This is a genomic window from Rhizobium album (assembly GCF_003122325.1).
GTDB lineage: Bacteria > Pseudomonadota > Alphaproteobacteria > Rhizobiales > Rhizobiaceae > Metarhizobium > Metarhizobium album.
In genome coordinates, this window is sequence record NZ_QFBC01000013.1 from 145377 (window position 1) to 169638 (window position 24262).

27 protein-coding genes and 2 pseudogenes are annotated in these 24262 nt (G+C 60.0%); 15 read left to right on the forward strand and 14 right to left on the reverse strand.

Annotation, left to right across the window (positions count from 1 at the left end; genetic code table 11):
- The first annotated feature begins 47 nt into the window (after positions 1 to 47).
- The 6 genes from DEM27_RS23640 (at position 48) to DEM27_RS23665 (ending at position 6286) form a co-directional block, all read left to right on the forward strand.
- Entirely contained in the window at positions 48 to 1085 is a 1038-nt protein-coding gene (locus tag DEM27_RS23640) for an ABC transporter ATP-binding protein (protein WP_420028854.1), read from the forward strand.
- On the forward strand, positions 1082 to 1981 hold the full coding sequence (locus tag DEM27_RS23645; RefSeq protein WP_109460708.1) for an ABC transporter permease: 900 nt from the start codon (positions 1082 to 1084) through the stop codon (positions 1979 to 1981). The genes DEM27_RS23640 and DEM27_RS23645 overlap by 4 nt, the downstream gene beginning before the upstream one ends.
- Positions 1978 to 2775 carry an ABC transporter permease gene (locus DEM27_RS23650; protein WP_245446058.1) on the forward strand — a complete coding sequence of 266 codons (798 nt, stop codon included), beginning with the start codon at positions 1978 to 1980 and terminating at the stop codon, positions 2773 to 2775. The genes DEM27_RS23645 and DEM27_RS23650 overlap by 4 nt, the downstream gene beginning before the upstream one ends.
- Positions 2776 to 2799: 24 nt before the next feature.
- On the forward strand, positions 2800 to 3843 hold the full coding sequence (locus tag DEM27_RS23655; RefSeq protein WP_109460709.1) for an extracellular solute-binding protein: 1044 nt from the start codon (positions 2800 to 2802) through the stop codon (positions 3841 to 3843).
- 108 nt (positions 3844 to 3951) lie between these two features.
- Positions 3952 to 5439 carry a gamma-glutamyltransferase gene (locus DEM27_RS23660; RefSeq protein ID WP_165823552.1) on the forward strand — a complete coding sequence of 496 codons (1488 nt, stop codon included), beginning with the start codon at positions 3952 to 3954 and terminating at the stop codon, positions 5437 to 5439.
- A gap of 28 nt (positions 5440 to 5467) precedes the next feature.
- The gene (locus tag DEM27_RS23665) at positions 5468 to 6286 is read left to right on the forward strand and encodes an IclR family transcriptional regulator (RefSeq protein WP_165823553.1); all 819 of its coding nucleotides are present in this window, start codon (positions 5468 to 5470) and stop codon (positions 6284 to 6286) included.
- A 60-nt stretch (positions 6287 to 6346) separates the two neighbouring features.
- On the opposite strand, the gene DEM27_RS23670 is transcribed toward DEM27_RS23665, so the two are convergent.
- Positions 6347 to 7483, reverse strand: coding sequence for a serine hydrolase domain-containing protein (locus tag DEM27_RS23670; RefSeq protein ID WP_109460779.1), 1137 nt, complete (start codon positions 7481 to 7483; stop codon positions 6347 to 6349).
- A gap of 249 nt (positions 7484 to 7732) precedes the next feature.
- Between DEM27_RS23670 and DEM27_RS23675 the strand changes: the two genes are divergently transcribed.
- Complete coding sequence (locus DEM27_RS23675; protein WP_109460712.1) at positions 7733 to 8926, forward strand: serine hydrolase domain-containing protein; 1194 nt, start codon at positions 7733 to 7735, stop codon at positions 8924 to 8926.
- A gap of 3 nt (positions 8927 to 8929) precedes the next feature.
- Here the strand turns inward: DEM27_RS23675 and DEM27_RS23680 are convergent, their stop codons facing one another.
- Both DEM27_RS23680 and DEM27_RS23685 read right to left on the reverse strand, forming a co-directional pair.
- Entirely contained in the window at positions 8930 to 9628 is a 699-nt protein-coding gene (locus tag DEM27_RS23680; RefSeq protein WP_109460713.1) for a GntR family transcriptional regulator, read from the reverse strand.
- A gap of 177 nt (positions 9629 to 9805) precedes the next feature.
- Positions 9806 to 11152, reverse strand: a complete 1347-nt coding sequence (locus DEM27_RS23685) for a glutamine synthetase family protein (protein ID WP_109460714.1) — start codon at positions 11150 to 11152, stop codon at positions 9806 to 9808.
- A gap of 172 nt (positions 11153 to 11324) precedes the next feature.
- Here DEM27_RS23685 and DEM27_RS23690 point away from each other — a divergent pair, with 172 nt between their 5' ends.
- Both DEM27_RS23690 and DEM27_RS23695 read left to right on the forward strand, forming a co-directional pair.
- Positions 11325 to 13241, forward strand: coding sequence for an MOSC domain-containing protein (locus DEM27_RS23690; RefSeq protein WP_109460715.1), 1917 nt, complete (start codon positions 11325 to 11327; stop codon positions 13239 to 13241).
- Between the two features lie 2 nt (positions 13242 to 13243).
- The gene (locus tag DEM27_RS23695) at positions 13244 to 13459 is read left to right on the forward strand and encodes a hypothetical protein (protein ID WP_109460716.1); all 216 of its coding nucleotides are present in this window, start codon (positions 13244 to 13246) and stop codon (positions 13457 to 13459) included.
- A 52-nt stretch (positions 13460 to 13511) separates the two neighbouring features.
- On the opposite strand, the gene DEM27_RS23700 is transcribed toward DEM27_RS23695, so the two are convergent.
- A complete protein-coding gene (locus DEM27_RS23700; protein WP_109460717.1) occupies positions 13512 to 14216 on the reverse strand; it encodes a GntR family transcriptional regulator in 705 nt (234 codons plus the stop codon).
- Between the two features lie 360 nt (positions 14217 to 14576).
- On the opposite strand from DEM27_RS23700, the gene dapA reads away from it, so the two are divergent.
- From dapA to DEM27_RS35245, 3 genes and pseudogenes are all read left to right on the forward strand, one after another.
- Positions 14577 to 15455: a 4-hydroxy-tetrahydrodipicolinate synthase gene (dapA, locus tag DEM27_RS23705; RefSeq protein WP_109460718.1), complete on the forward strand. Its 879-nt coding sequence runs from the start codon at positions 14577 to 14579 to the stop codon at positions 15453 to 15455.
- 533 nt (positions 15456 to 15988) lie between these two features.
- A pseudogene (locus DEM27_RS23710) lies at positions 15989 to 16477 on the forward strand (transposase); the annotation flags it as partial.
- Positions 16478 to 16602: 125 nt separating this feature from the next.
- Positions 16603 to 16884: pseudogene (locus DEM27_RS35245) on the forward strand (ISL3-like element ISMdi2 family transposase); the annotation flags it as partial.
- On the opposite strand, the gene DEM27_RS23720 reads toward DEM27_RS35245, so the two are convergent.
- Positions 16870 to 17094 (reverse strand): transposase, encoded by a 225-nt coding sequence (locus tag DEM27_RS23720; protein WP_474176026.1) that lies wholly within the window; start codon positions 17092 to 17094, stop codon positions 16870 to 16872. The pseudogene DEM27_RS35245 and the gene DEM27_RS23720 sit on opposite strands and share 15 nt — an antisense overlap.
- A gap of 357 nt (positions 17095 to 17451) precedes the next feature.
- Here DEM27_RS23720 and DEM27_RS23730 point away from each other — a divergent pair, with 357 nt between their 5' ends.
- The gene (locus tag DEM27_RS23730) at positions 17452 to 17886 is read left to right on the forward strand and encodes a hypothetical protein (RefSeq protein WP_128755554.1); all 435 of its coding nucleotides are present in this window, start codon (positions 17452 to 17454) and stop codon (positions 17884 to 17886) included.
- Between the two features lie 317 nt (positions 17887 to 18203).
- Here the strand turns inward: DEM27_RS23730 and DEM27_RS23740 are convergent, their stop codons facing one another.
- The 7 genes from DEM27_RS23740 to DEM27_RS23770 all read right to left on the reverse strand — a co-directional run bounded on the left by DEM27_RS23740 (position 18204) and on the right by DEM27_RS23770 (position 21942).
- The gene (locus DEM27_RS23740) at positions 18204 to 18455 is read right to left on the reverse strand and encodes a hypothetical protein (protein WP_109460723.1); all 252 of its coding nucleotides are present in this window, start codon (positions 18453 to 18455) and stop codon (positions 18204 to 18206) included.
- Between the two features lie 87 nt (positions 18456 to 18542).
- Positions 18543 to 18734, reverse strand: a complete 192-nt coding sequence (locus DEM27_RS23745; RefSeq protein ID WP_109460724.1) for a hypothetical protein — start codon at positions 18732 to 18734, stop codon at positions 18543 to 18545.
- Between the two features lie 63 nt (positions 18735 to 18797).
- A complete protein-coding gene (locus tag DEM27_RS23750; RefSeq protein WP_109460725.1) occupies positions 18798 to 19331 on the reverse strand; it encodes a hypothetical protein in 534 nt (177 codons plus the stop codon).
- Between the two features lie 98 nt (positions 19332 to 19429).
- Complete coding sequence (locus DEM27_RS23755; protein ID WP_109460726.1) at positions 19430 to 19672, reverse strand: hypothetical protein; 243 nt, start codon at positions 19670 to 19672, stop codon at positions 19430 to 19432.
- Positions 19672 to 19875: a hypothetical protein gene (locus DEM27_RS23760; RefSeq protein ID WP_109460727.1), complete on the reverse strand. Its 204-nt coding sequence runs from the start codon at positions 19873 to 19875 to the stop codon at positions 19672 to 19674. The genes DEM27_RS23755 and DEM27_RS23760 overlap by 1 nt, the downstream gene beginning before the upstream one ends.
- A gap of 85 nt (positions 19876 to 19960) precedes the next feature.
- Positions 19961 to 20761, reverse strand: a complete 801-nt coding sequence (locus DEM27_RS23765; protein ID WP_109460728.1) for an SDR family NAD(P)-dependent oxidoreductase — start codon at positions 20759 to 20761, stop codon at positions 19961 to 19963.
- A gap of 11 nt (positions 20762 to 20772) precedes the next feature.
- Positions 20773 to 21942, reverse strand: coding sequence for a zinc-dependent alcohol dehydrogenase (locus DEM27_RS23770; protein WP_109460729.1), 1170 nt, complete (start codon positions 21940 to 21942; stop codon positions 20773 to 20775).
- A 198-nt stretch (positions 21943 to 22140) separates the two neighbouring features.
- Between DEM27_RS23770 and DEM27_RS23775 the strand changes: the two genes are divergently transcribed.
- A complete protein-coding gene (locus tag DEM27_RS23775) occupies positions 22141 to 22329 on the forward strand; it encodes a hypothetical protein (RefSeq protein ID WP_109460730.1) in 189 nt (62 codons plus the stop codon).
- Between the two features lie 23 nt (positions 22330 to 22352).
- Complete coding sequence (locus DEM27_RS23780) at positions 22353 to 22604, forward strand: hypothetical protein (RefSeq protein ID WP_109460731.1); 252 nt, start codon at positions 22353 to 22355, stop codon at positions 22602 to 22604.
- 639 nt (positions 22605 to 23243) lie between these two features.
- On the opposite strand, the gene DEM27_RS35250 is transcribed toward DEM27_RS23780, so the two are convergent.
- Together DEM27_RS35250 and DEM27_RS23800 are read right to left on the reverse strand one after the other, a co-directional pair.
- Positions 23244 to 23615: a divalent metal cation transporter gene (locus DEM27_RS35250; protein WP_420028851.1), complete on the reverse strand. Its 372-nt coding sequence runs from the start codon at positions 23613 to 23615 to the stop codon at positions 23244 to 23246.
- Between the two features lie 278 nt (positions 23616 to 23893).
- Complete coding sequence (locus DEM27_RS23800) at positions 23894 to 24175, reverse strand: hypothetical protein (protein WP_109460734.1); 282 nt, start codon at positions 24173 to 24175, stop codon at positions 23894 to 23896.
- Positions 24176 to 24262 lie beyond the last annotated feature (87 nt).

A 24262-nucleotide genomic window follows, 5' to 3' on the forward strand; every position in this document is an offset into this window, starting at 1 on the left:
CGATACCCATTTCATAATTGTCCATCAATTGCAATAATTGTATAGCGATCATGACCTTCTTGAAAATCCGCGATATCGTCCATCACTACGGAAAAAGCCGAGGCGCAGCGCTCGATGGCGTTGGGCTGGATATCGGTGAGAACGAGTTTTTCACGCTGCTTGGCCCTTCCGGCTGCGGCAAGACGACACTGCTGCGCATCCTTGCCGGCTTCGAGCTTCCCGTCCAAGGTGAAATTGCTCTGGAAGGCGATCCGCTGTTGCGCGTTCCCCCATGGGAACGACCGGTCAATACCGTGTTCCAGAACTACGCGCTCTTTCCGCATCTTTCCATCCTGCGCAACGTCACCTTCGGCCTCAAGATGCGCGGCGTGCCGAAGAGCGAGCGGCATGCCAGGGCGCGCGAGGCGCTGCAACTCGTGCGGCTAACCGACTATCTCGACCGCCGGCCGGCGGAACTGTCCGGCGGGCAGCAGCAGCGCGTGGCGCTCGCCCGGGCGCTGGCCTGCAAGCCGAAGCTTCTGCTGCTGGACGAACCGCTTTCGGCGCTCGACTACAAGCTCCGAAAAGAGATGCAAGGGGAGCTCAAGCGGCTTCAGGTCGAGACGGCGACAACCTTCGTCTTCGTCACCCACGACCAGGAAGAGGCGCTGGCCATGTCCGACCGCATCGCCGTGATGAATGGCGGCCGGATCGAACAGATCGGCACGCCGACGGAAATCTACAATCGGCCGTGCACCCGCTTCGTCGCGGGCTTCATCGGCGAGTCCAATATTTTCGAAGCCGTGCCGGATGCGCAAGACATGCTGCGCCTTGCCGACGGCACGCAGCTCGGGATCAGCAATGCGCAAGTCTGCCAGGTGGTCATCCGGCCCGAGGCGATCAGCATCGATCCGCAAGGGGCGATGCAGGGACGCATCGACGAACTCGTCTTCACCGGAGCGGCAACACGCCTGTCCATCGATCTCGAAGGCGGCCTCGGTCGGGCCTTTGTCAACGCCCCGGGGGCATTGGCGAGCACGCTCGCGCAGGACCAGATCGTCCGCCTTGCCATCGACCCCAGGCAGGTCGCGGTGATAACGCCATGAGCCGGAGCGCCTACAATCCCGCCAACCGGCTGCGGCGCTATGTCCAGACTTTGCCGGCGGTGCTGGTCATCGCGCTGCTGATGGGCTTGCCGATGGTGATGATGGGTTTCGTTTCCATTGTCGAGCGGGCGCCGGACGGCGGCGTTCACTGGGGCGAATTTACCCTGCGCGCCTACAGCAATTTCCTCTTCGAGGAATCGCTGATGGGCGGCGTCGAGCTCAATACCGATTACGTCACGATCTACATCCGCTCCTTCGTGCTCTCCGGCCTGACCGTTGTCGGCACGCTGCTGATCGCCTTCCCGGCCGCCCTGTTCATCGCCCTGCAGCCGCAGGAACGGCGGAATTTTTACATCTTCCTGATCTCGATCCCCTTCTGGGTGAACCTGCTGGTACGCAATTACGCCTGGATCCTGCTGTTGCGGACCAACGGCCTGATCGACCAGGCCCTGATCGGCTCGGGGATCATCTCCGAGCCGCTCGACCTGCTTTACACCGATATCGCGGTGGCGATCGGCCTGATCTATTCCTTCCTGCCGCTGATGGTGATGCCGCTTTATGCAGCGCTCGAAAAATTCGACTTTTCGCTGGTGGAAGCGGCCTTCGACCTCGGCGCCAACCGCATCAAGACGCTGTTTTACGTGATCATCCCCGGCGTTCGCCCCGGCATCGTCGCCGGGTCCATCCTCGTCTTCATTCCCGGCCTCGGTGCCTATGTCACGCCGGCGCTGCTCGGCGGCTCGAAATCGATGATGATCGGCAACCTGATCGAGAACCAGTTCGGCGCAGCCCGCGACTGGCCGTTCGGCGCAGCCCTCTCCTTTGTGCTGCTGATCGTGGTGGCCCTTGCCGCATCGGCCCGCATTCTCTTCGGCGGCAAGGAGAAGCACCTGTGAGCAACCGGTTCCAATCCCTTCCCTGGCGGCTGCGCGGCCTGCGAAGCGCCACCATCCTCCTGTTCGCCTATCTCTACCTGCCGATCGCCGTGCTGTTCGTCTATTCCTTCAACGGCGGCGCCATGGCGACGATCTGGGAAGGTTTTTCGGTGCGCTGGTATGGGGAAGTGCTGTCGAGCGCGAATTTCCGCGCCGCCGCCACCAATTCCCTGGTGATCGCGCTCGCCGCCGCCGGCATCGCCACGGTGCTTGCCACCATGGCCGCCCTCGGCTTCCGTGGCCGGAAACTCGGCGGCGCCGGCCTGATGATGCCCTTCCTCTCCTTCCCGCTGGTCATTCCGGAAATCGTCACGGCGGTGGCGACGCTGATCTTCTTCATCAGCATCGGCGTGCCCCTCGGCCTGGTCGGACTGATCGCGGCCCACACCGTCTTCTGCATCCCCTTCGCCTTCCTCACCGTCAAGGCACGCCTCGATTCCATGGACGAAACGATCGAGCGGGCAGCAAGCGATCTCTACGCGACACCGCTGAAGGGCTTTTATTACGTCACGCTGCCGCTGCTGTGGCCGGCGGTCATGTCGGGCTTCCTGCTCGCCTTCATCGTGTCGCTCGACGATTTCATCATCTCGCTGTTTCTCGCCGGGCCGTCCTCGACGACGCTGCCGATCTACATGTTCGGCATGATCCGCCTCGGCGTGACGCCGGCCGTCAACGCGATCTCGGTCGTCATCCTGGTGCTTTCGCTCGCCGTCGTCGGCGTCGCCGCACTCATCAATCGCTTCAACCGCATCTGATCAAAAACCAAGAGGGAACGCACGATGTCATCCGCACGAAAGATCATCCTGGGACTGTTTGCGGCACTGGCCGCCTTCGGCCCCGCCCTGGCCGAGGAAGAAAAGAAGATCAATCTCTATTTCTGGCCGGCCTATATCCCCGAAGAACTGCTGCAGCGCTTCACCAAGGAAACCGGGATCGCCATCACGCTCGATCTCTACGATACCAATGAAGCCCTGCTGGCCAAGCTGCAGGCGGGAGCGACGGGCTACGACGTCGTCATTCCGTCCGATTATATCGTGCCGACCATGGTCAAGGCCGGCCTGTTGCAGAAGATCGACGCCAAAGCCATGCCGAACGGCAAGAACATCGCCGACGGCTTTACGGCGCCGTCATTCGATCCGGAGCGCGCCTATACCGCGCCCTATACTTGGGGCACGACGGGCCTCGTCTATGACACCGCCAAGACCGGCGGCGAATTGCCAGACAGCTGGTCGGTCTTCTTCGAACCCGGCCCGTTGAGCGGCAAGATCGCCTCGCTCGACGACGAGGTCGAGGTTTTTAATGCCGCCGCCTACTATCTCGGCATCGACAAATGCACCGAGACACCCGCCGATGCCCAGAAAATTCTCGACCTGCTGCTGAAGCAGAAACCGGACCTGAAGCTTTATTCGTCCTCGGCGACCGTCGATCGCGTGATCGCCGGCGAAGTGGCGGTGCATCACATCTGGAACGGTGCCGCCCACAAGGTCATCGCCGCCGTGCCCACCGCCCGCTACATCTATGCCAGGGAAGGCGTGACGCAGTGGGCCGACAATCTGGCGATCCCGACGACGGCGGCGCATCCGGACAATGCCCGCCTGTTCATCAACTGGATGATGGATCCGAAAAACATCGCCGAGGTCACCAATTACGCCGGCTACATGAACTCCATCAAAGGCAGCGAGCCCTATCTGAAACCAGAGCTTTCCCGGGATGCCTCCGTCAACATGCCGGCGGAATTCGCCGATCGCATGCGGCCGAGCAAGGAATGCTCGCCGACGGCGCGCGAGCTGCGCAACAAGGTCTGGACGAAACTCAAGAAATGATCCCGAACGGCACCGGCGCAATCGCCGGTGACCCAACATTCATGGTCGTGCATGTCGCTTTCTTCTCGCACCGAAACAGTCAAGCCTGCACTCCATTCCGACTCCGGGATGGTCGTTGCGCAGAATGCGCGTGCCGCGGCGATCGGTGCGCAGATCCTCGAGGCCGGCGGCAACGCTGCCGATGCCGCCGTGGCCGTCTCCTTCGTGCTGGGTGTGCTGGAACCCTGGATGAGCGGGATCGGCGGCGGCGGTGCGGCGCTCTTTCGTGATGTGTCCTCCGAAAAAGTCTATTCCGTCGACTTCGGCCTGAAGGCGCCTGCCCGCCTTCGCCAGGGCGCCTATGCGCTCGCCGAAGGCCGATCACGGGAACTCTTTGCCTGGAGGGCGGTCGAAGGCGACCGCAATGCCATCGGCATCGACGCGGTCGCCGTGCCCGCCACCGTCGCCGGAATGGCGGCAATCCACGGCCGCTTCGGCCGCATGCCGTGGAAAGACCTGCTTGCGCCGGCGATCGACAACGCCAGGGCAGGCCTCGACATCGACTGGTATTCCTCGCTGGTGATCGCAACCAGCATGGGTCGCCTGACCGATCCCACCATCGCCGCCCAGTTCCTGCCCGGCGGCCTGCCGCCGCAGGTGCTCGATGTTGCACTCGGACGACGGCTACCCCTGTCGCGGCTTGCCGATACGCTGGCGACGCTTGCCGATGAAGGTCCGGACTGCTTTCGGATCGGCAGCCTCGCCTCGACACTGGCCGACGAGATCGCCAACCTCGGCGGCACGATCGGCGCCGGCGATCTCGCAGGCGTCACCGCCGATATCACTGATGCGACGTCAACGGTCTTTCGCGGCTCCGAGATCTTCCTCTCCCCCGGCCTGACCGCCGGCCGGACGCTCGGGCGCACCATGGATCTTTTGGCAACCGACCAAAGGGCGAGGCACGGCGCCTCAATGCGCGACTGGTACGTCGCCATCGCCGCGTCGCTCGACAAGGCGCAGGCCGAGCGCTGGGCCAATGACGGCGATATCAGGCAGAACGATTGCACCAGCCACTTCGCCGTAGCCGACGCGGCCGGCAACCTCTGCAGCGTGACGCAGACCGTTCTTTCGGCTTTCGGTTCCGGCGTTATGACGCCGAAATCCGGCATCATCCTCAACAACGGCATGTTGTGGTTCGATCCGGAGCCGGGCCGGCCAAATTCCATCGCGCCGGCCAAGCGATGCCTGATGAACATATGCCCGACCATTCTCCGTCAGGGCGGGCGGCATACGGCGATCGGGGCAGCGGGCGGCCGGCGCATCCTCTCGGCCGTGGCCCAGATCGCCGGTTTTCTTGTCGACCACGGCATGACGCCGGAAGAAGCCATGCACCATCCCCGTATCGATTGCTCGACGGCGGGCGTGGTCCAAGTCCCTCCATCGCTCGCCGGCCTGCTGGAGACAGTCTTTGCAGCAACGACGACCTCAAGCCCACCGCATGTTCCCTGGCCCATCCTCTATTCCATCGCCGCTGTACTTGCAGTAGAAGCCGATGGAGCAACCGGGTGCGCCGACCCGATCGCGCCGTGGTCGGATGTGGCAGTCCCGCACGGATAGTGGTCGCCCCCAACCGACGGAAACATGGATGAGCACGAGCAACGGCTGGCGTCCCCCCGGCGATCTCGATCTTTCCGAGATCGATCAACGGCTGTTCAACAACTCCGTTCGCAAGGCCATGGACATCCTGTCGGCCTTCACCCTCGCGCCCGCGCCGCAGACGATCCAGGACCTTGTCAAGACAACCGGCAGCGACCGAAGCTCGGTGCAGCGCGCCGTCTACACGCTCCACAAGCTCGGTTATCTCACGCACGATCCGGTGACGCGGCGTTATGCGGTGTCGCTGAAAATGATGGACCTGGCCTTTGCCTATCTGCGGTCCGACCGGCTGACGGAGGCGACGCTGCCGCATATGGCAGCCCTCACCGATCGGTGCGGCGAGAGCGTGCATCTCAGTCGCCTCGACGGTTGGGACATTCTGTATCTCGTGCGCCTGCCGCGCGGCCAGCATCAATATTTCGCCGGCCTGCCGGGCCGGCGGCGCCCCGCCTTCTGTACCTCCGGCGGCCGGGCGATCCTGTCGCTGTGGGATCGCGAGGCCGCCCGGCACTACCTCCAGGAAAGCCCGCGCGAGCCCCTGACGTCCTTCACGGTCACCGATCCGGTGCGTTTGATGGAGATGATCGACGAGGCCCGCGAGCGCGGTTATGCAACCTCGGACGAAGAAACGCTGCTCGGCGATTGCGGCCTCTCCGTCGCCTTGCCGATTGGAAAAACAGGCGAGGTGGCGGCCCTGCACCTCACCTATTCCCGTTATGCCTATGATCGCAGCCGGGCGATGGCGGAATTGCTCCCGCATCTCCTGTCCGCCGGCAACGCCATCCGCCACGCGCTGGCGGCCGGATAGTTTTCTTTGTTTTCGTTTGTCCTTTCGGGAAAACCGGTTCCCACTTTTCCCTGACAAACTCTAGGCGGCACAGATCCTCTTCAGCATGGCGATGACCTTCTGGTCGAGCGCATCGTTGATCGGCAGAGATTCGGATGCCATCCGGACGACGACCGTCTCGTTTGCCGCATCGATCCAGACGCTCTGGCCATGAATGCCCATACCGCAGATTTCCCCGCTTCCCGCCTGGTACCAGAAGTGACTGTAGCTGCCGCCGGGAAACAGGAAACCCTGGTCGCCTTCGGCCCAGACCTGCCTGTCGCCGCCCGCCCGCAACGCGTCGATCAATGCCGGCGGCAGGATACCATCGCCACCGGTCCGAACCAGCTCGCCGAGCCGCGCCAAATCGCGCGCCGTCATGCTGATGCCGCCCGAGGCGCGCGGATTGCCTGCCCGGTCGACGGTGATGTGGGCATCGCCATATGCGCCCATCGGCCGCCACAACAAGACGTCAAACAGGTCGGCGAAACGCATGCCCGACGCCGCCTCGAGGACGAGGGCCGCCATATCGGCATTCGGCGAACGATAGGCGTGGCGGCTGCCATGCGGGTGGCCGGCGCGCGGCAGGCGACACATCAGTTCCGGCAGCGTCATTGTGGGTTCGCCCGGGCGCTCGGGGTTCCACAGCATGGCGCGGCGATACCGATCATAATCGCCCTTCCTGTCGAGATAGGACTCGTCGAAATCGATCGCCACGGTCATGTTGAGCAGATGCCGGATCGGCAGGTCGCCATAGGCCGAGCCCAACGTTTCCGGCACATATCTGGAGACGAGGTCATCGAGCGAAAGCTGCCCGCGTGCCGCCAGCATGCCGGCCAGAAGACCGGTCACCGATTTCGAGATCGAGAAGACGATATGCGGCTTGGCCGGATCGTTATGATCGGCAGACCACTCGGCGACGATCTCGCCACGGCGCATCACCACCAGGGAGTCGCTTTCCGATTCCGTCAGGAAGGACGCAAGATCTCGCTGCTCGCCGGACAGGTTTTCCACCTGAAGCCGGGCGAACGGCCCCAGATCGCGCGCCGCCGCCTCCGGATGGCGGGCGCCGTGGACAATCGCCGACGGTACCAGTTCCGAAACATTCTGGAACGACCAGCTCGAATAGGGCCGCATCCGCCAGTTCCCCAACGTCACATCCGTCCTCTTGAACATCATCGGCGCCTTCTGCAGCAATTTTCGCTCCATTTTCGACCGGGCTCGTTTGCGGGGCGCCGGTATTCCTCTTGCCTGTCAGTATTATATTGCGATCGCAGATCGCGCAATATGACATGCGATTTATCGACAAATGAGAGAGAACATATTGCATTTTCTATGAAATTCGTTTCGAATGCCGTTGGAAATTTTTAGGAAACTCGTTTCAGATTTTCATCTTTGAACCGATATCAGAAAATCGAAAGACCACCGATGAGCACGTCAGACACGCCCCGCTTCCGCGACCCCCTCAATCCCGGCGCGCCGATCATTCCGCGCCCGGACTGGGACCTGCCGCCCTATCATCGCTGGACGTTCCAGCACATCCGCGAGATGACGGCGACGGCGCAGATCTGGCGGGGCGAAGGCCCGGTCATGCCGCTGCCTGTACGGCCGGAACCGATCGAGAACCTTGCCTACGATCATGCCGGCACGGAGCGCAGCATCGGCGCCTACATCGCCGACAGTTATGTCGACGGCTTCCTGGTGCTGCATAAGGGCGCCGTCGTCAGCGAGGTCTACCGCAACGGCATGAAACCGCATGGCACGCATCTCGCCATGTCGGTCACCAAGACGATCGTCGGACTGCTCGTCGGCATCATGGTCGGTCGCGGCGTGCTCGATGTATCGGCACCGGTCACCCGATACCTGCCGGAGCTTGACGCAACGGCCTACAAGGGAGCGACGGTGCAGCAGGTCCTCGACATGACCACGGGTGTCACCTTCAACGAGTCCTACACGACGCCCGGCTCGCATATGCAGAAGCTCGACCTCGCCTGCGGCTGGAAACCGCATACCGAACCGGACTGGCCGCGCAGCATGTGGGAACTGGTGCTGACGCTGACCGAGCAGGAGCGGCCGCATGGCGCCGCCTTCGTCTATCGTTCGATCGAAACCGACATATTGGGCTTCATCCTCGAACGCGCGACCGGCACACCGCTTGCCGAACTCATCAGCCGGGAACTCTGGGTGCCGATGGGCGCCGGCGAAGACGCCTATATCACCGTCGACCATGCCGGCACGGCACTTGCCGATGGCGGTTTCTGCGCCACGCTGCGCGATTACGGCCGGCTTGCCCTGCTTCTCCTCAATGACGGCGCCCGCGACGGCCGGCAGATCATTCCCTCCGGCTGGATCGAAGAGACGCGCAACGCATCCGGCGATCTCTTCCAGGGCGTCTATCGTTTCGCCCTGCCGGACGGCGCCTATCACAACCAGATCTGGATCGAGGACACGCAGCGGCGAAGCTACATGGCACGCGGTATTTTCGGCCAGTTCATCTCCGTCGATCCCGCGAGCGAACTTGCCGTCGTCCAGCTCGCCACCTGGCCGGAATTTGTCAGCGATGCCAGGACACTGGAATTCCGCGCCGTCGTCGATGCGATCCGCCGCCACCTGGCAAGCTGACGATCAGCTGCGCTCCGGCGCAAAACGGGCATGCTGCAGGAGAAAGGCCGCGCCTTTCTCGATATCCAGCACGATCGCCTGCCGCACTCCCGGCCCGTCGCCGCCGACGAGCGCGGCCAGGGCCTGCTCGTGATAGCCGATATCGAGACTATTGGCGAGGCGCCCCCGGAAGCCGTCGCCATAACGGCGCAGAAGCGGCCCGACCTGCATCCACAACGTCTCGATCAGGAAAAGCAGCGCCTCATTGCCGCAATGCCGGTAGATGGCGAATTTGAAATCGTAGTTTGCGGAGAGATATCGGCCGATATCGTCCGATTTCGCCGCCTCCGTCAGCGCTTCGCTCAGCCTGCGAAGGGTGCGGAGATGATTGCCGTTGATCAGCGCCGCCGCCTTCTCGGCCGCGGCTCCCTCGACGACGACCCGCGCCTCCACGAGCTGCGAGAAAGCGGCAGCCGACATTTGCGGCACTTCGAGTGTGCCGTTCGGCAGCGAATTGAGCGCCCGCAGCGCCTGCAACCGCATCAATGCGGCCCGCACCGGCATGTCGCTGGTGCCGAGTTCGGCGGCAAGCTTGCGGGACGTCAGCTTCCGGCCCGGTTCGAACTGCCCGGAAACGAGGGCGCGCACGATCTCGCGATAAACCTTTTCATGCAGCGGCTCGCTTTCGACGGCGACGAGGCCGAGATGCCGTTCCTTGGTCATCCTACCTTCCATAAAGCTGCCGGACACCTTGCCTCGTCTCCCGGCAAGGTCGAAACACAAAGTGCGCAGCGGTCTTGCGTCCGGAATCGCTTGGAAACAAGGGGATAGAATATTTTCGCGTTTCGGAGAAAGGCGGAAATGCCCTCTCGAAAGGCGCCGGCCCGCACACGTCCATCGTCACGCCACCTCCAGATAGGTCTTGAATTCGAAGGGACTGACTTCCGCGGCGAACCGTTCCAGTTCCTGTCGCTTGCAGGCGAGGAAGGCGGCGCGCATATCCTGAGCGAAGATATCCGAGACAAGATTGCCCTGCTCGAAGGCACCGATCGCAGCCCGCCAATCCGCCGGCAATCGCGGCAGATCCTCGCCGTCGGCATCACTCTTGCGCGGCGCGCCGGGATCGATCTGCCCTTCGATGCCGGCGAGCGCCGCCCCCAGGATGGCGGCAAGCACCAGATAGGGGTTCGCGTCGGCGCCGGCGACGCGGTGCTCGATGCGCCGCGCCTGCGGAGCGCCGCCGGGAATGCGGACCGCCACCATGCGGGTTTCGTAACCCCAGGCAAGCGCGGTCGGCGCGTAGGAATTCGGCCGCAGCCGGCGATAGGAGTTGAAATGCGGCGCAAAAACCAGCGTGCTCTCGGCCATGCCGGACAGCATGCCGCCCACCGCATGGCGCATCATCTCCGTGCCGGAATCGGTTCCGTCGTCGAAGAGGTTGCGACCGTCCCGGTCGAGCAGGCTGAAATGAACATGCAGCCCGTTGCCGGCGCCTCGCCCGTAGGGCTTGGCCATGAAGCACGCCGCAAGACCGTGCTTACGGGCAATGCCCTTGACCGCCCGCTTGAAGAACAGCGCGTCGTCGGCCGCCTTCAGCACATCGGCGGTGTGAAGCAGGTTGATTTCGAACTGGCCGACGCCGTTTTCCGAGATCGCCGTATCGGCCGGAATGCCCTGCGCCTGGCAGGCGGCATAGACGTCGGTGAAAAAGCCGTCGAACGCATCGAGTTCGTCGAGGTCCATGGCCGCATCACTGTCGAGCCGGCGCCCCGTGACAGGCGATTTCGGACCCACCGGCCGCTCCGTCGCCGGGTCGACCAGATAGAATTCCAGCTCGGTTGCCACGACGGGCGTCAGGCCGTGCGCTGCATACCGCTCGACGACGGCTGAGAGCGCCCGGCGCGGATCGACCAGGTAGGGCGAACCATCCGGATTGGAAAACCAGAGCGGCACCAGCGCCGTCGGCTGCGGCGTCCAGCTCACCGGCAGGATCGGCCGCCCCGTCCAGGCCGTCAGCCCGTCGGCATCGCCGGTCTGGTAAACGATGGGGTTGCCCTCGATGTCATTGCCCCAGACATCCATGGCACTGAGCGACAGTGCCATCCGCAACCCGCCTTCCAGCGCCTTGCGTGCCTGGGATACCGGCATGCGCTTGCCGCGCAGGATGCCGTTCAGATCGCAAACCGCGGCACGGACGCTTGAAAGGTCGGGCCGCGCCGCAATCCATTCCAGCTGCGCGGAGAGCATCGAAATCCCACCTGCATTAAAATCAGTTTTCAGCACTTTATCGACCCAAGCTCTTTACGTTTATTCCTATTATTCAGCTGTTTATAAGCGCACCCGCAAATCCGATTGCGTGATCTGCGATCGCACTATAGATGTAGCATAACCGCTATTTCAGAAGCAGCAAGCGTGAATTATGGCAGCAAGGATCAGTCGTCTTCATCTTTATCCGCTGAAGTCGGGAGCAGCAATCGACGTCAAGACGGCCAAGGTCGAGAGCGACGGGCTGTGGGGCGACCGCCGGATGATGGTCGTCGACGAAAACGGCGCCTGCCTGACCTCCCGCCGGTTTCCCGATCTTCTCAAGCTGCATTGCAGCTTCGAAGGCGATATGATCGTCCTGTCGGCCCGCGGCATGGATGCCGTCGCGTTCTCTCGATCGGCGCTCGATGTCTCCCCCTATCTGCCGGCGACGATCTGGGGCGAGGATGTCGAGGTTCTGGATGCCGGCGACGCGGTCGCGAAACGGCTGAGCGATTTCATCGGCCATCCCTGCCGGCTGGTGCTGCAAGGCGCGCGCACGGTCCGCCCGCTCCCCGAACGGCCGGGCACCGTCAACCTCGCCGATACGGCGCCCCTCCTGCTGATCGGCACCGCCTCGCTCGCCGAACTCAACCTGCACCTCGATACGCCCGTCGAGATGGCGCGCTTCAGGCCCAACATCGTGATCGAGGGCGTCGAACCCTTCGATGAGGATCAATGGGCGACCTTGCGGATCGGTGAGGTCGAGTTCGAGACGATGGGTCCCTGCGACCGCTGCATGGTGACGACGCTCGATCCCGAAAGCGGCGATGTGCGCGCCGACAACGAGCCGCTGGCGACGCTGTCGAAACGCCGCCGCGGCGAGGACGGCAAACCCTATTTCGGCCAGTTTCTGCAGCCGCGTTCGACCGGCCGCATCCATGCCGGCGATCCCGTCACCATCCTTTCGCGCAAGCCGCCGCCAAAACTGCATCCGGCCCCGCCATCGACGCACATCATCAAGGCCTCGTCGCCCGACCGGCGCGGCGACGGCCCCCTCGATCTCACCTGCACGGCCATCATCGAAGAAACCGCCGATATCTCGACCTTTCGTTTCAAGGTCGAAGGGGGCGCCTGGGCGAATTACCAGCCGGGCCAGTTCCTGACGCTGCTGCTGGACATCGACGGCCAATCCTTCCGGCGCAACTACACGATCTCATCCTCTCCCACCCGCCCCCACCATCTGTCGATCACCGTCAAGCGCGTCGAAGACGGCCGGGTTTCCAACTGGCTGCACGACACTCTCAGGCCGGGCATGGCGCTGAAGGCGGCGGCCCCGAATGGCCGCTTTCATCTCGGTGCGACGGGCGGCGCGACCAGGTTGCTGATGCTGTCGGCCGGCAGCGGCGTCACGCCGATGATATCGATGCTCCGCGCCATCGCCGATCTCGACCTGCCGCACGACGTGGTCTTCCACCACAGCTGCCGGAGCGAGGCCGACATGGCCTTCCGCGAGGAACTCACGGCGCTGAGCCGGCAGATGCCGGGCCGTCTCACGGTCTCCTGGACTATTACCGGCAATGTTTTGGCCCGGCCGGTTTCTGCCGATCCGGGACTTTACCGGGGCCGCCTCGACGCAAACATACTGTCGTCGATCTGCGCCGACATTGCCGGGCGCACGATCCTCTGCTGCGGGCCGGACGGCTTCCGGGCAGCGGCCCGCGCACTCCACGCAGAACAGGCACCCTCGGCCGCATTCCTGGAAGAAAGCTTCGGCGCAACAGCCGACGAACGCGTTGCGGAGAAGCCCGAATCCTATCGCGTCGGTTTCAGGAAAAGCGGACGCACCGCAGAAAGCACCGGCACCGAAACGCTGCTCGATCTGGCTCGCGCGCACGGTATCGCGATCCGCTCGGATTGCGAAGCCGGGATCTGCGGCGCCTGCCGCTGTCGTGTGATCGAAGGCCGGTGGATGCTTTCGGGGCGCTGCGTCGATCCCGACCGCCTGGCCCTGAGCGAAGAAGAGAAGGCCGAAAACTACGTTCTCGCCTGCACGACGCGGCCGCTCGGATCGGTCCTTGTCGACTTGTGAGCTTGGCGATCATGCATTTTGAATGCGGCTACATCAATCCTGCTGCACCGCCGAGCGCACATCAGCAGCAGGTGAGGATCGCTGCAAAGCGATGCGATCAGGCCGGCCTGGGCCTGCCAGGGAAAGGCGATCGGCCGGCCGGCATCATCGGCGCTGTTTCTGAGAGCGGCGGTGCAAAAGTCGGCCACGGCGGAAAAATCCAGCCGCAGGCGGAGTAAAAAACCGACCATCTATTTCCTTTCTGCAATGAGCGCAGGAGGGACAGGGGGTCTACACCGTGAGGATTACTTCTGTCGAGTAGTTCTCTTTGAGGAATTTGACGAAATTCGCTTGGAATTGCCTCGTATGGGCGTGCGCAAGTTCGTCGGCGCGATCGACATCTTTTTCCCTGATGGCCTCGATCATATCGTTGTGCTCATCGGTCAAGAGATAACCGTCGTGCGTGCGCTCAAGATACTCGAAATGGAGGTGTAGCATCCGCTGCCCCTGATTGAGAAGGCGCTCATAGAATGAGGCAAGGTAGGGATTCTTGCCCGAATGCGCGATTGCCATGTGAAACTGCTTGTTGGCCTCAGACATTTTCAGGTGGATGCCAGTATGAACAGAAGCCTCAAAGTCTTTTTGTCGTCGAGCGATTAGTTTGAGATCCGCCTCCGTTCTCAGCGCGGCGGCCAGTCGGGTGTTCATCCGTTGGGCGATGTCGAGAGCCTCAACGTACTTCGGAAACGTGGCGACTTCGATCGGCGCAACAATGGTGCTCCGGTTTGAAAGGGCAATGACGAGTTCCTCCCCAGCCAGTCGTATAAGTGCCTCACGCACCGGCGAGCGAGACATATCAAATCGTTCTGCGAGGGTGGTTTCATCAAGAAGCTGACCCGGTTGGAGGACCATAGAAAGTATTTCTCCCCGCAGGGTATAATAGACGCTTTTCCAGCCGGTGCCCCTAACGCGCCTTGCTTCACTATCTCCCGACACGTGGGCTTGCTCCTGTTTTGAAAGACCTCCTGCAATCTACAAGGGGGATTGAGTTTTGTCGACATGAAGACGACTAAATGACGCCGTCGCCGCGAAGACGACAAAGAGCATCATGTGATCGACCGGCAACATGTTGTCCAGCAACATAAAAACGGGAGAAGCGCATGCGTGCACCACTGGCTCCGCATGCTTGGTCAGCAACCCGCTTGCCAATAGCGGCACGGAACAATTCGAAAATTCCCGCTCTTGACACTGTCGACATAAGGACGACATATTAAGTTAAGTCGACAACAAGACGACATAAGAATGCCATGCCCCGCATGATGCCGGTGCAGGCCTTATCAACCCAGGAGACAAGAGATGAAACTGTCAGGCGTCATGCCCGCCCTCGTCACCCCCTTCGACGCCAAAGGCCAGGTCGATTTCAAGGCCTTCGAAAAGCTGCTGGTGCATTTGCGCGAGGCCGGCGTCACCGGATGGGTGCCGAACGGCTCCACCGGGGAATATTTCAGCCAGTCGACCGAGGAGCGCCGCGATGTTCTCAGGTTCGTCAAGGAGTTCGCCAAGCCGGGCGAAATCCTGATTGCCGGCACCAACGCCTCCGCCACGCGCGAGGTTATCGAACAGACTGCCATGGCGAAGGAAATCGGCTATGATACGGTCCTGCTCGCTCCGCCCTTCTACACTCGCCCGACGCAGCAGGAGTTGATCCGGCACTATGAGACCGTGCTTACCGCGGTTGACGTCGACCTGGTACTCTACAGCTACCCCGCCAAGGACGGTTCGGACATCAGCTTCGAACTGATGGATCACTTCGCTGATAATCCGCGTGTGATTGGCATCAAAGAAAGCTCGGGTGTGCTGCAGCGCGCCGTCGACATTGCCAGCCGCTACGAGGGCCGGATCCAACTGGTTTCGGGCTCGGACGATATTGCACTCGACTTCATGTTCTGGGGCGCGGAAAGCTGGATCTGCGGCCCGTCGAACTGCATGGCTAAAGCCTGCTGTGATCTCGACCGCGCCTATCGGTCGGGCGACCTCGGCAAGGCCCGCGAGATGATGAAGACGCTGTACAGGGCGATGAACATCCTGGAATCTGGCAAGTTCGTCCAGAAAATCAAATATGGCTGCGAATTGCAGGGTTTGCCCGTCGGCGAATGCCGCGCGCCGCTCGGCCCTCTGACGGATGAGGAAAAGGCCGAGTTCCGCGCTGCCATGCAGCCGATCCTCAACTGGTAAGCCATTCGGCCGGATGGATAGACCGCCCGGTCTCACTTAACGTTTGTCAGGACGACATCAGTCAAATTAATGAAATTAATACAGTGCTTAAGAGGTGTTTCCGGTTATTTCTGTTTTGTCGGAGGGGTAGATATCTTGACGTTATTCTGCGTCAATTTCCTGAGAAGCCATTGACGATTTCTGCCAAGGGGCAGGACGTTCGGGAGCCTGACAGAGCAAGAGAACGACGCTAAAAACGACCGCTATGTCAATCTGCAAGAGCGGATACTCGCATCGGAGCCGCAGACACCCAAGGATGTGGCAATGCTGTTCCTCGTCGATACCGACGATGGTGACAGCTACCACTCAGAGGCACTCGAGAACCGCATGCGGGAACTGACTGGCATTGAGGCGAAGGCGGTGCAGCAATGACCAACGATGGCCAATCCACGTTACCCAAGATGACGGTGTCAATGCCGCATGAATTTTCCCCAGAAGTGGGCTCTTCCGCACTCTCCACCTGGCTCAAGGACCATCCCGGCGTCGAGATCATCGCCCGTGACAGGGCCGGCGCATATGCAAGTGGCGCCCGGGAGGGCGCGCCGAACGCCCAACAGGTCGCCGACCGTTGGCATCTTCTGCGTAACTGTTCGGACGCTTTGCAGAATGTCGTAGAGCGCCGATATCGCCTGGTTCGTGATATCGGAAAGTCATTGGTAGACCGGTTTGTGGAGGATGGGGGGAGCGATGCACGGCCAGAAGACCGGGCGGTCCTGCCGGCCCATTCGCGGCGGCAACATGCTCGGCACAAGGAACGACGCGCTTTGTTCGATGAGATGGTGCGGCTGGCGGGCATTGGCTGGAGCCAGCTTGCGATCCGGCGTGAACTCGGCATCGACCTGAAAACCATTCGAAAATGGCTGAAGGACGAACAGCCAGGGACGTGGCGACGCACCGTGTTCACGCCGAACCCGGCCGATATCCATGAGGACTACGTGCGCCGGCGCTGGGGTGAAGGGTGCCGCAATGCGACCCGGCTCTAGGTGAAGTTTGCGATCGAGGATATCCTGGCAATGCAAAGAGTTTCCGGCAATGGGTGAAGATAAGGCTGCGCGACGGTCACGAGGCGCGGCCTCTGCCGGCCAATCCAACGAGATCATCATGGCGCATGCCGTCATCTCGACAAACGACACGCCTCCTGACGGCATCCCCTGACACACTCCCGATTAAAGACCGGGCCTTTGTCGATGCAATTTGCAAAGCATCTCCTGATATCGCAGTTGCCACTGGTCTCGCTCGTCGCTTCCAGTGCATGGTCTGCGACCATGATCCTCGCGATTTGCAGCCGTGGCTGCGCGATGCGATGACCGGACCACTATCATCGCTGGCGAGAGGAATCCGTGGCGACATGGATGCCGTCGAGGCTGCGCTGAAACTACCGTGGAGCACCGGGCCGGTGGAGGGCAAAATCAACAAGCTGAAACTGATCAAACGCTCCATGTACGGGCTTGCGCCAGGCGAACAACTGGTTCGGCTGGATGCCATGCCGACGCGCGACAAGGCTCACCGTTGCGTCCGGCTCGTAGGATTCCTGGATAATGGCCAGCTTCTCCGCCGTGCTCCAGCGCCGCCGCCGTTCAGGCCCAGAAAGAACCTGCATCTTATGGGTGGTGATAGTCATAGTACCAACATTACTCCTACCCACTTAGCTAAGTGGGGGAGCGTGTCCGGGCCTTTCGGGGGCTAATTCACTCTGAGAGGCGGTGCCAGAACAGCCGTGGGCTTACTCCCCGATCCGGAGTAGCCACATTGTCGAAGAACTGTCAGAAGCCTATCGACCATAGCCATTGCGCTCTCAGTCTTTTGCTGACAGCCGAGGCGGTTTGCGAGGTGTTTACCACCGGTACTGGCGCCGAACACGCGGTCAGGCTGGCTGCAGCCATTGGCGGCACGATCCGCCAGGCCCGCGAACTCATCGAAGCCAATCACGAAACACTGGAACTCATGCAGATCCGCAATGAGCGCCACAGCAAAAGACGTCGAAATGACCGGCCGCCTTATCTTCATGGGCGAAATCAAGAAGCCCGTCGCCAACTCCGTCCCCCATGCCGACGTACCGCCCTTCATGCGCCGTCTGCAACCAATCGCCAGCGGTTTCAGCTATTGGGCCGTCGCCGATAGCGGCAAGTATCAACTCGACTATCAGATGGGCCAGCGCCTCGGGAACGAGTATGTGGATTTTGTCGGCAACCATCCGACCCTGGGCAATGCGAACCTTCTCGGCTGGATCGTGAACGTCATGGCGCGCACTCGGGACCATAATGGCAAGATCGATGCATCCGCGCTTGGCTTCCTTAAGGTCGTCAACGATGCGATGGCTGCTGCTGCCATCCTTGCCATGCCTAGCGCCGGGATTGAGTCGAATAGCGCCTACCTGGCGCCTATTCGCTAAGCAGATCCAGTCAAACCTCGGCGTCATGCTGATGGGCTGGACTGACCAATCGGTATGGGAGACCCCGTCAACCTATCTGCGACTTTAGCCTCCCAGCAACGCAGTGTCGTCGGCAGGGTCCGGATCTTCCTCATAAGAGTTTCTCTGACCGGCCACGGCACTTGCGATTGCGTCCATAATTTCGCGGGGTCTCCACCCCGCTGAAACCGCTTGGTCAACTAAGTCGGCAACTGCATAGTCAATCGAGTTTTGAAGATGCCGCGCCCGATCAGGGGCTCCCGGAGAATGAATTGGGCTGTCGATAGGTATGGCCTTTGTCATTCTTGCTCTCGCACGCCCGGTGCAGAATTTCGCACATCCTGATCGACTAGGTCTGTCTTAACGAGAAGGGTGCTATCTTTGCGTTTCGTAGCCTCAATCACCGCGTCTTTGGTCGGAACGTCGCGACCGTCTGAGCTGCCCTTTTCCATGTAATTAGACCCGCCAAAGTTTGTTGGCGTCTGGTTGATGTGCTCAGGCTTAACGTCCAAGGCTCCCTCGTTTTGATTTACTCGTTCTCCGCCAGCCATGTTTGCATCCTATCGTTATCTCACGTTTTGCATGGGCTATGACACTACAGCCCGACTGCTTAGATCATTTTGCGAGAACCGGATCTCTCACTCTTGCCGCTGTTCTGCTTGAACAGCTTTGCTATCCAAGCCGCGTTCCTTGGAATGCTGAGCTTTGTCCCGATTTGAAAGGACCATGTTCTCCGGTATCTCAGCGTTATTTGCTGAGGTCATGGCACCCGAGCCATCTCCCTTCGACGTTGCTCCGGCGCCAATATGCTTACGGTCTGCATTTGCCATTTGGGTTCTCCTTTGGGATGCGGGTGCCTAGAATGTGCACCGTTCAATGAAACCAGAACTAAGCTAGGAGATGAGAGTTCCAGGATTTCTACGTAAACCGAACACCGATGCACGCGTTATTGCGTCAACAATGGTTTTTCCGGTCCTCGGATCTCGATCGGTGGTCCTGAGCTGCAAGCCTCTTGCACCCACTTTTTTGATCGTCGGTTGGGCGGATTTATCGCCGTTGATAACCCTGATCCACGTGATGGCAAGATTGACAGAGTTGCCGTCGCGCGCGCCAGAGAGCGAAGAGGGGCGTCCAGATGGACCGATGTAGGTCCCAGTGTAACGGCCGGCCTTGTTACGCAATGTCGCGCTTATCGTCCGGCGGACGACCACGAATCCCCGACATGATCCACTCATTGACAGAGCCCCACTTGTCGACGTTGTCTTGAATTTACAGGAAACCTGAAGTGGTTTTGCGCCGATTTTAGTAGTCGCTGATCCGCTACCAGACCACGTTCCTGACAGCGACTTTAGGAACGCGCTATCATCGGCCAACGTTGGCTGCGCCAGCAATGTTGTCGCAAATGCAGCAATAACAGCGAGCTTCATCGAGAATCCTCTTTGGACGTTAGAAGACTTGCCCCTGAGAGAGCTTGCTTTGCAATGGTGAGGCACAAGTTCGCGATTCTAAGTCTCAGGTGTGCGAGTCAGCCCCTATATCGTCCTTCGTTAATATTCTTCGGATCGTAGTTCACTGACCACTCTTTTTCCGGCCCTTTCTGGCCCGGCGGTATCTTCTTGGCCGTGGCATCATCCGAGCCGGTGATAACCGTAGGCTTGGCACTTGCTACGCCATCATGGGTTTCGCCCTTTAGAGGTTTCGCAAACTGTCCTTTCGCATCATCGCGGATTTGCTGCTTGGCGCTTTGCCTTTCTGAGCGAGCAACCATCACGCGTCACCTTTTGTCTTAAGGGCGTCGGTAAGATTTCGTTTCCGTGGATCCTTGAGATTTTCGCCTGCTGCATCGCGGTCATGATCCGGATCATCTTTTGCAGGAAGGTAGCCGCGCGGCATGTTTTCTTGTGGACCTTCCCAACGTGGAGACTGGTCGGTTGTGCCCGGGACTCCGTCCCTTGGATTAATAATACCCATACTACTTCTCCTTCGTTTGCCAGATCACCTAACAGTATCGACGGGTAATGGTTCCAAGGTCGGATGCCTCTTCACCCTGCGAGAGTTACTGCTTCGCAGTACCGGGCTCCGACATTTTGCGATGTTGCTTTGCCAACGTTTCGGCCGGCGTTACGTTTGCGACTGCCGCCATCAACTTGTTCTTCCATCCGGAAACAACGTCGCCTTCACCGTTCATCATGGCTTCGTAGCCGACTCTTGCCACGAAAGCCGGATCGTCCTTCTTTCCCTGACCGACGGCTGTATCCAGCATGTCGGCCCGCTCGAAGAATTCCGTATCTGTCGCGCCCGGCATTAGACATGTTACTGATACGCCTGTGTCCTTCAACTCTTCTCGAAGGGCGAAGGAGAAAGAATTGATGAAGGCTTTTGTGGCGTTGTAAACGGCTTGAAACGTGCCCGGCATGAAACCGGCGATGGATCCAGTGAACAGAATGCGTCCTTGGCCGCGGCTGCGCATACGGTTGCCGACCACATGGACCAGCGCAATGGTTCCGCTGATATTGGTATCTACGACGCGTTGAGCTCCCTGCAAATCCTGGTCAAGGAAGTCGTCACCTAGACCTCTGCCAGCATTGGCCAGCAAGATATCTACTGTCCTGTCAAGTGCTTCAATGCCATTGACCAGGCGTCGAACGCCGTCCTCGGTGGCAAGATCCACCTGCATCGCCTCCACCCGCGTGCCAAACTCTTTCAGTCGTTGGGCCGCTTCTTTAATCTCCACCTCATCGGCGGCGATGATCAAATCGTAGCCGTCTTGTGCTGCGCATTTGGCCAACTCATAACCTATGCCGCTGGATGCGCCGGTAATAACAGCCAGGCCTTTTCCGGTTTCGACAGGGTTCATGCCAGTCTCCTTTACGGTTTCATGACGACCTTCACGCAGCCGTCCTGCTTGTCACGGAATGTTTTGTAGAGTTCCGGCCCGTCTTCGAGACTCGCCCGGTGGGTGATGACAAAGGATGGATCGATGTCGCCGTTCTGGACGCGATCCATCAAAAGAGGCAAATATTTCTGCACCGGCGTTTGCGCCATGCGCAAGGTCAGCCCACGATTGATTGCGGACCCCATCGGTATCTTGTCCAGAAAGCCACCATAGACACCGACAATGGAAACCGTTCCAAAATTGCGGCAGCAATGGATGGCTTGGCGAAGCACGTGCGGTCTGTCTGTGCCCATGAAGGTTGCGACTTTTATCCGGTCGATACGGGAATCCCAGCTCGCCGCTGCGTCGGCTTCCGTACCGACTGCATCAATGCATGCGTCGGCGCCGCGCCCCTGCGTCAAATCCAAAATGCGCTCATAGATATCTTCCTCCATGAAATCGAGGGTCTGCGCGCCAGCCGCCTCTGCGAGCGCCAGGCGCTCCGGTACGGTGTCAATTGCGATGACCCGCTCAGCTCCAAGCAGGAAGGCCGAACGAATGGCCATCTGCCCCACAGGCCCGCAGCCCCAGATGGCTACGGTTTCACCTGGCTGAATATTGCAGAAATCCGCAGCCATGTATCCGGTAGGAAAAATATCGGAGAGAAACAAAACCTGCTCATCCGAAAGGCCATCTGGAACCTTGATTGGGCCAACATCAGCAAAGGGGACTCGCAGATACTCCGCCTGACCGCCGCTGTAACCGCCGAGGAGGTGTGTATAGCCGAACAGGCCTGCGGGCGAATTGCCCCACATTTTTTTAACTTTTGAAGGATCGGGATTGGAACGCTCACACCCGGAATAGAAGCCCCGCGTACAGAAAAAGCATTCGCCACAGGCAATCGTGAAAGGCACGACAACCCGATCCCCAACCTTGAGCTTTTTGTTGTCTTTTCCGACTTCGACGACTTCGCCCATAGTTTCATGGCCCATGATGTCGCCGCTATGCATATCCGGCATTACGCCGTTGAAGAGATGGAGATCAGAGCCGCAGATTGCGCAGGCAGTCACCTTGATGATTGCGTCCCGTCCATCCTCGATCTGCGGATCGGGTACACTTTCACAGCGAATGTCATGTTTTCCGTGCCAGGTCAGAGCTTTCACAGATTTCTCCTTTCTCCGGCGGCCTCAACTCGCCTCCTGCAAGTTGGCAGCGGGAGTTCCGCGCGCTGCCCCACAACAAGCGGGCGGTCACAATGTTCCGATGTCGCTCATCGCGGTGGACGGCGGTGGTTCGAAAATTGAAAGGGAACCATGTGCGTGACGGCTTGTTATCGGAGGGAATAATTCAGGAGATTGCAAATGGCGAAGCCTACCGCGGACTACGAGCTGGACCACAACTCGACCGCCCATCCGGCGGACGAAAAAGCGACCCCTCAACTTGAGCCACCGATTAAGGAATCAAGTGAGCACACCCGCAAAAGTCATAAAGACCCGGATTTGCAGCCAATCCATCACTCGTCGAAGCGCGGAAAGCGGGTCAATACGTAACCGTTCAACAGGAGGATCTAGTCATGGACCATCTCGAATTGGAGCGAAAGCGAGAAGAATACCAGGCGGACATCGAGCGACTAACACAAGAATTAAAGGCGTTGCACGACGCAGGTTCTGTCAGCCCGTTCCCCGCGGCCGATGTTACGACAGAGTTCTCCGGGCTGATTGCGACGTTAGAAGATGCGGTTAAGGCGTTTCGAAAAGCCATCAACATTATCGAAGAGAAGTTGGCTGATAAAACTACTAAACAGAATTCGTCGTCTAAGCGGTAAATCTAATCAAGGCCAACGGATAAACCATAGACGGCCGCAAACGCGTACAACCCGAACGCAATTGCGGCTACCCCTGCTATAAGCAACATCACTCCTCTACCTGCAATGACTTTTCGACGTGTCTGCTTGATTGGGTCCGCCGATGGAGCAATCCCGGTTGGAGTAGTTTTCTTGCCAAAGTCAGGCAGGTTCGCCTCCTTGGTATTGAATGGCTCAGGGGACAACGACTCTAAAGGTCTCGGTTTCGGCCTGCTTGACCCGAACTCACGGGCTGAGAGGGTCGTAATGCGCGCCAAATCCATCAGCTCTCATTCAGGGTCGTTGGGCGCCACTATATTGCTCTCAAGCTGATTGAGGGCGGTGGCTAGCCGCTGGTAGGCTTCTTTCGTAAGGTCATGGGCTTCGGTTGAGTCGTTAGCCATCTGCTTTTGGACCGCTTTGTGCAAGATATCACGAATATCCCAAAGGAGCTTTTCGAAAGCAGGGCTGCAGGCGAGTTGGTTGGGCAAAGTAAGTCCTCATTGATTAACGGCCACCGGTCCTATTGCTGGGCATCCTGATCGATAGCATGTGGTGACGGTTGCTCCGCGGGCTCTCATGGGGTGAAAAAAACGACATAGATGCCGACCACTACCGCCGCTACCGCCAAGATGATTGCGACGAACGTGGCCATCCCGACCCGAGCTTTTCTTTCAGTGCTGCGCATACTGATCGAACACGGCTGGCGATTGAAAGTTCCAGACTGAACTTGACGCCCGCTTCGCCAATCGTGATCGGCAGACTGGGGATGCCGGTCGCCAATTCGACAGAGGCGCCCATTGCCGCCAAATTGGCGCCGATATTGATGCAGTTGGCGATGAACAGCAGACGGACTAGGAGGACGACCAGCGGCTTTGTCCAGATTGCGCCCATATTGACGGCAAGCCCGCATCCGGTCACCCGGCCGATCCTCGCGCTGGCAAACTGGATCACGGACATCAAGGGATAGGTCAGCAGCATCGTCCAGAGCATGTTGAAGCCGAATTAGGCTCCTGCCTGGGAATAGGTCGCGATACCGCTCGGGTCGTCTTCGGCGGCTCCGGTGATGAGACCAGGGCCAAGTTGCTTCAGAACCGAACCGGATGTCGGGCGCGGGGTCGGACGCTCAGAGGTGCGTGGCGAAAGTGAACCATCGAAAGGGGCGCTCATGGGATAGTTCCGGCTAACGGGTTGCGCCAAGGATCCATGTGACAGCCGCCGTGATCGCTACGACGGCAAGCAGATTTTCCCTGATCCAGCCGCGCGCCGCTTCACGAATGTTGCCACCGCCGGGATTGATGTTCGGTAGCCCTCGCCTTGACGCGATCGGCCTCTTCGACGTCGGCTCTCCCTGCCGGCACGGAGGTAAGACGAACGACTTCAGTCTCGACATCGTGCTTCTTGAATTCTTCGGTAATGAGCTCGAGCAGTTTACCCGTCGACGACACTTCGGATGACGACGAGGACTTCAGGGTGCTGTTCCCAAAAGTCCAGACGGCGGTGGCAATTGCCACTAGGGCCAGGTTTGAAAGCAGGTCGTTCCAAGGGCTCATTCATTCCTCACGCTTGACTATGACGTAAGCCTAATGAACCCGTGTAAAATTTGACTGAAGATATCGTGGGGTTTGGACAGTCAGAAG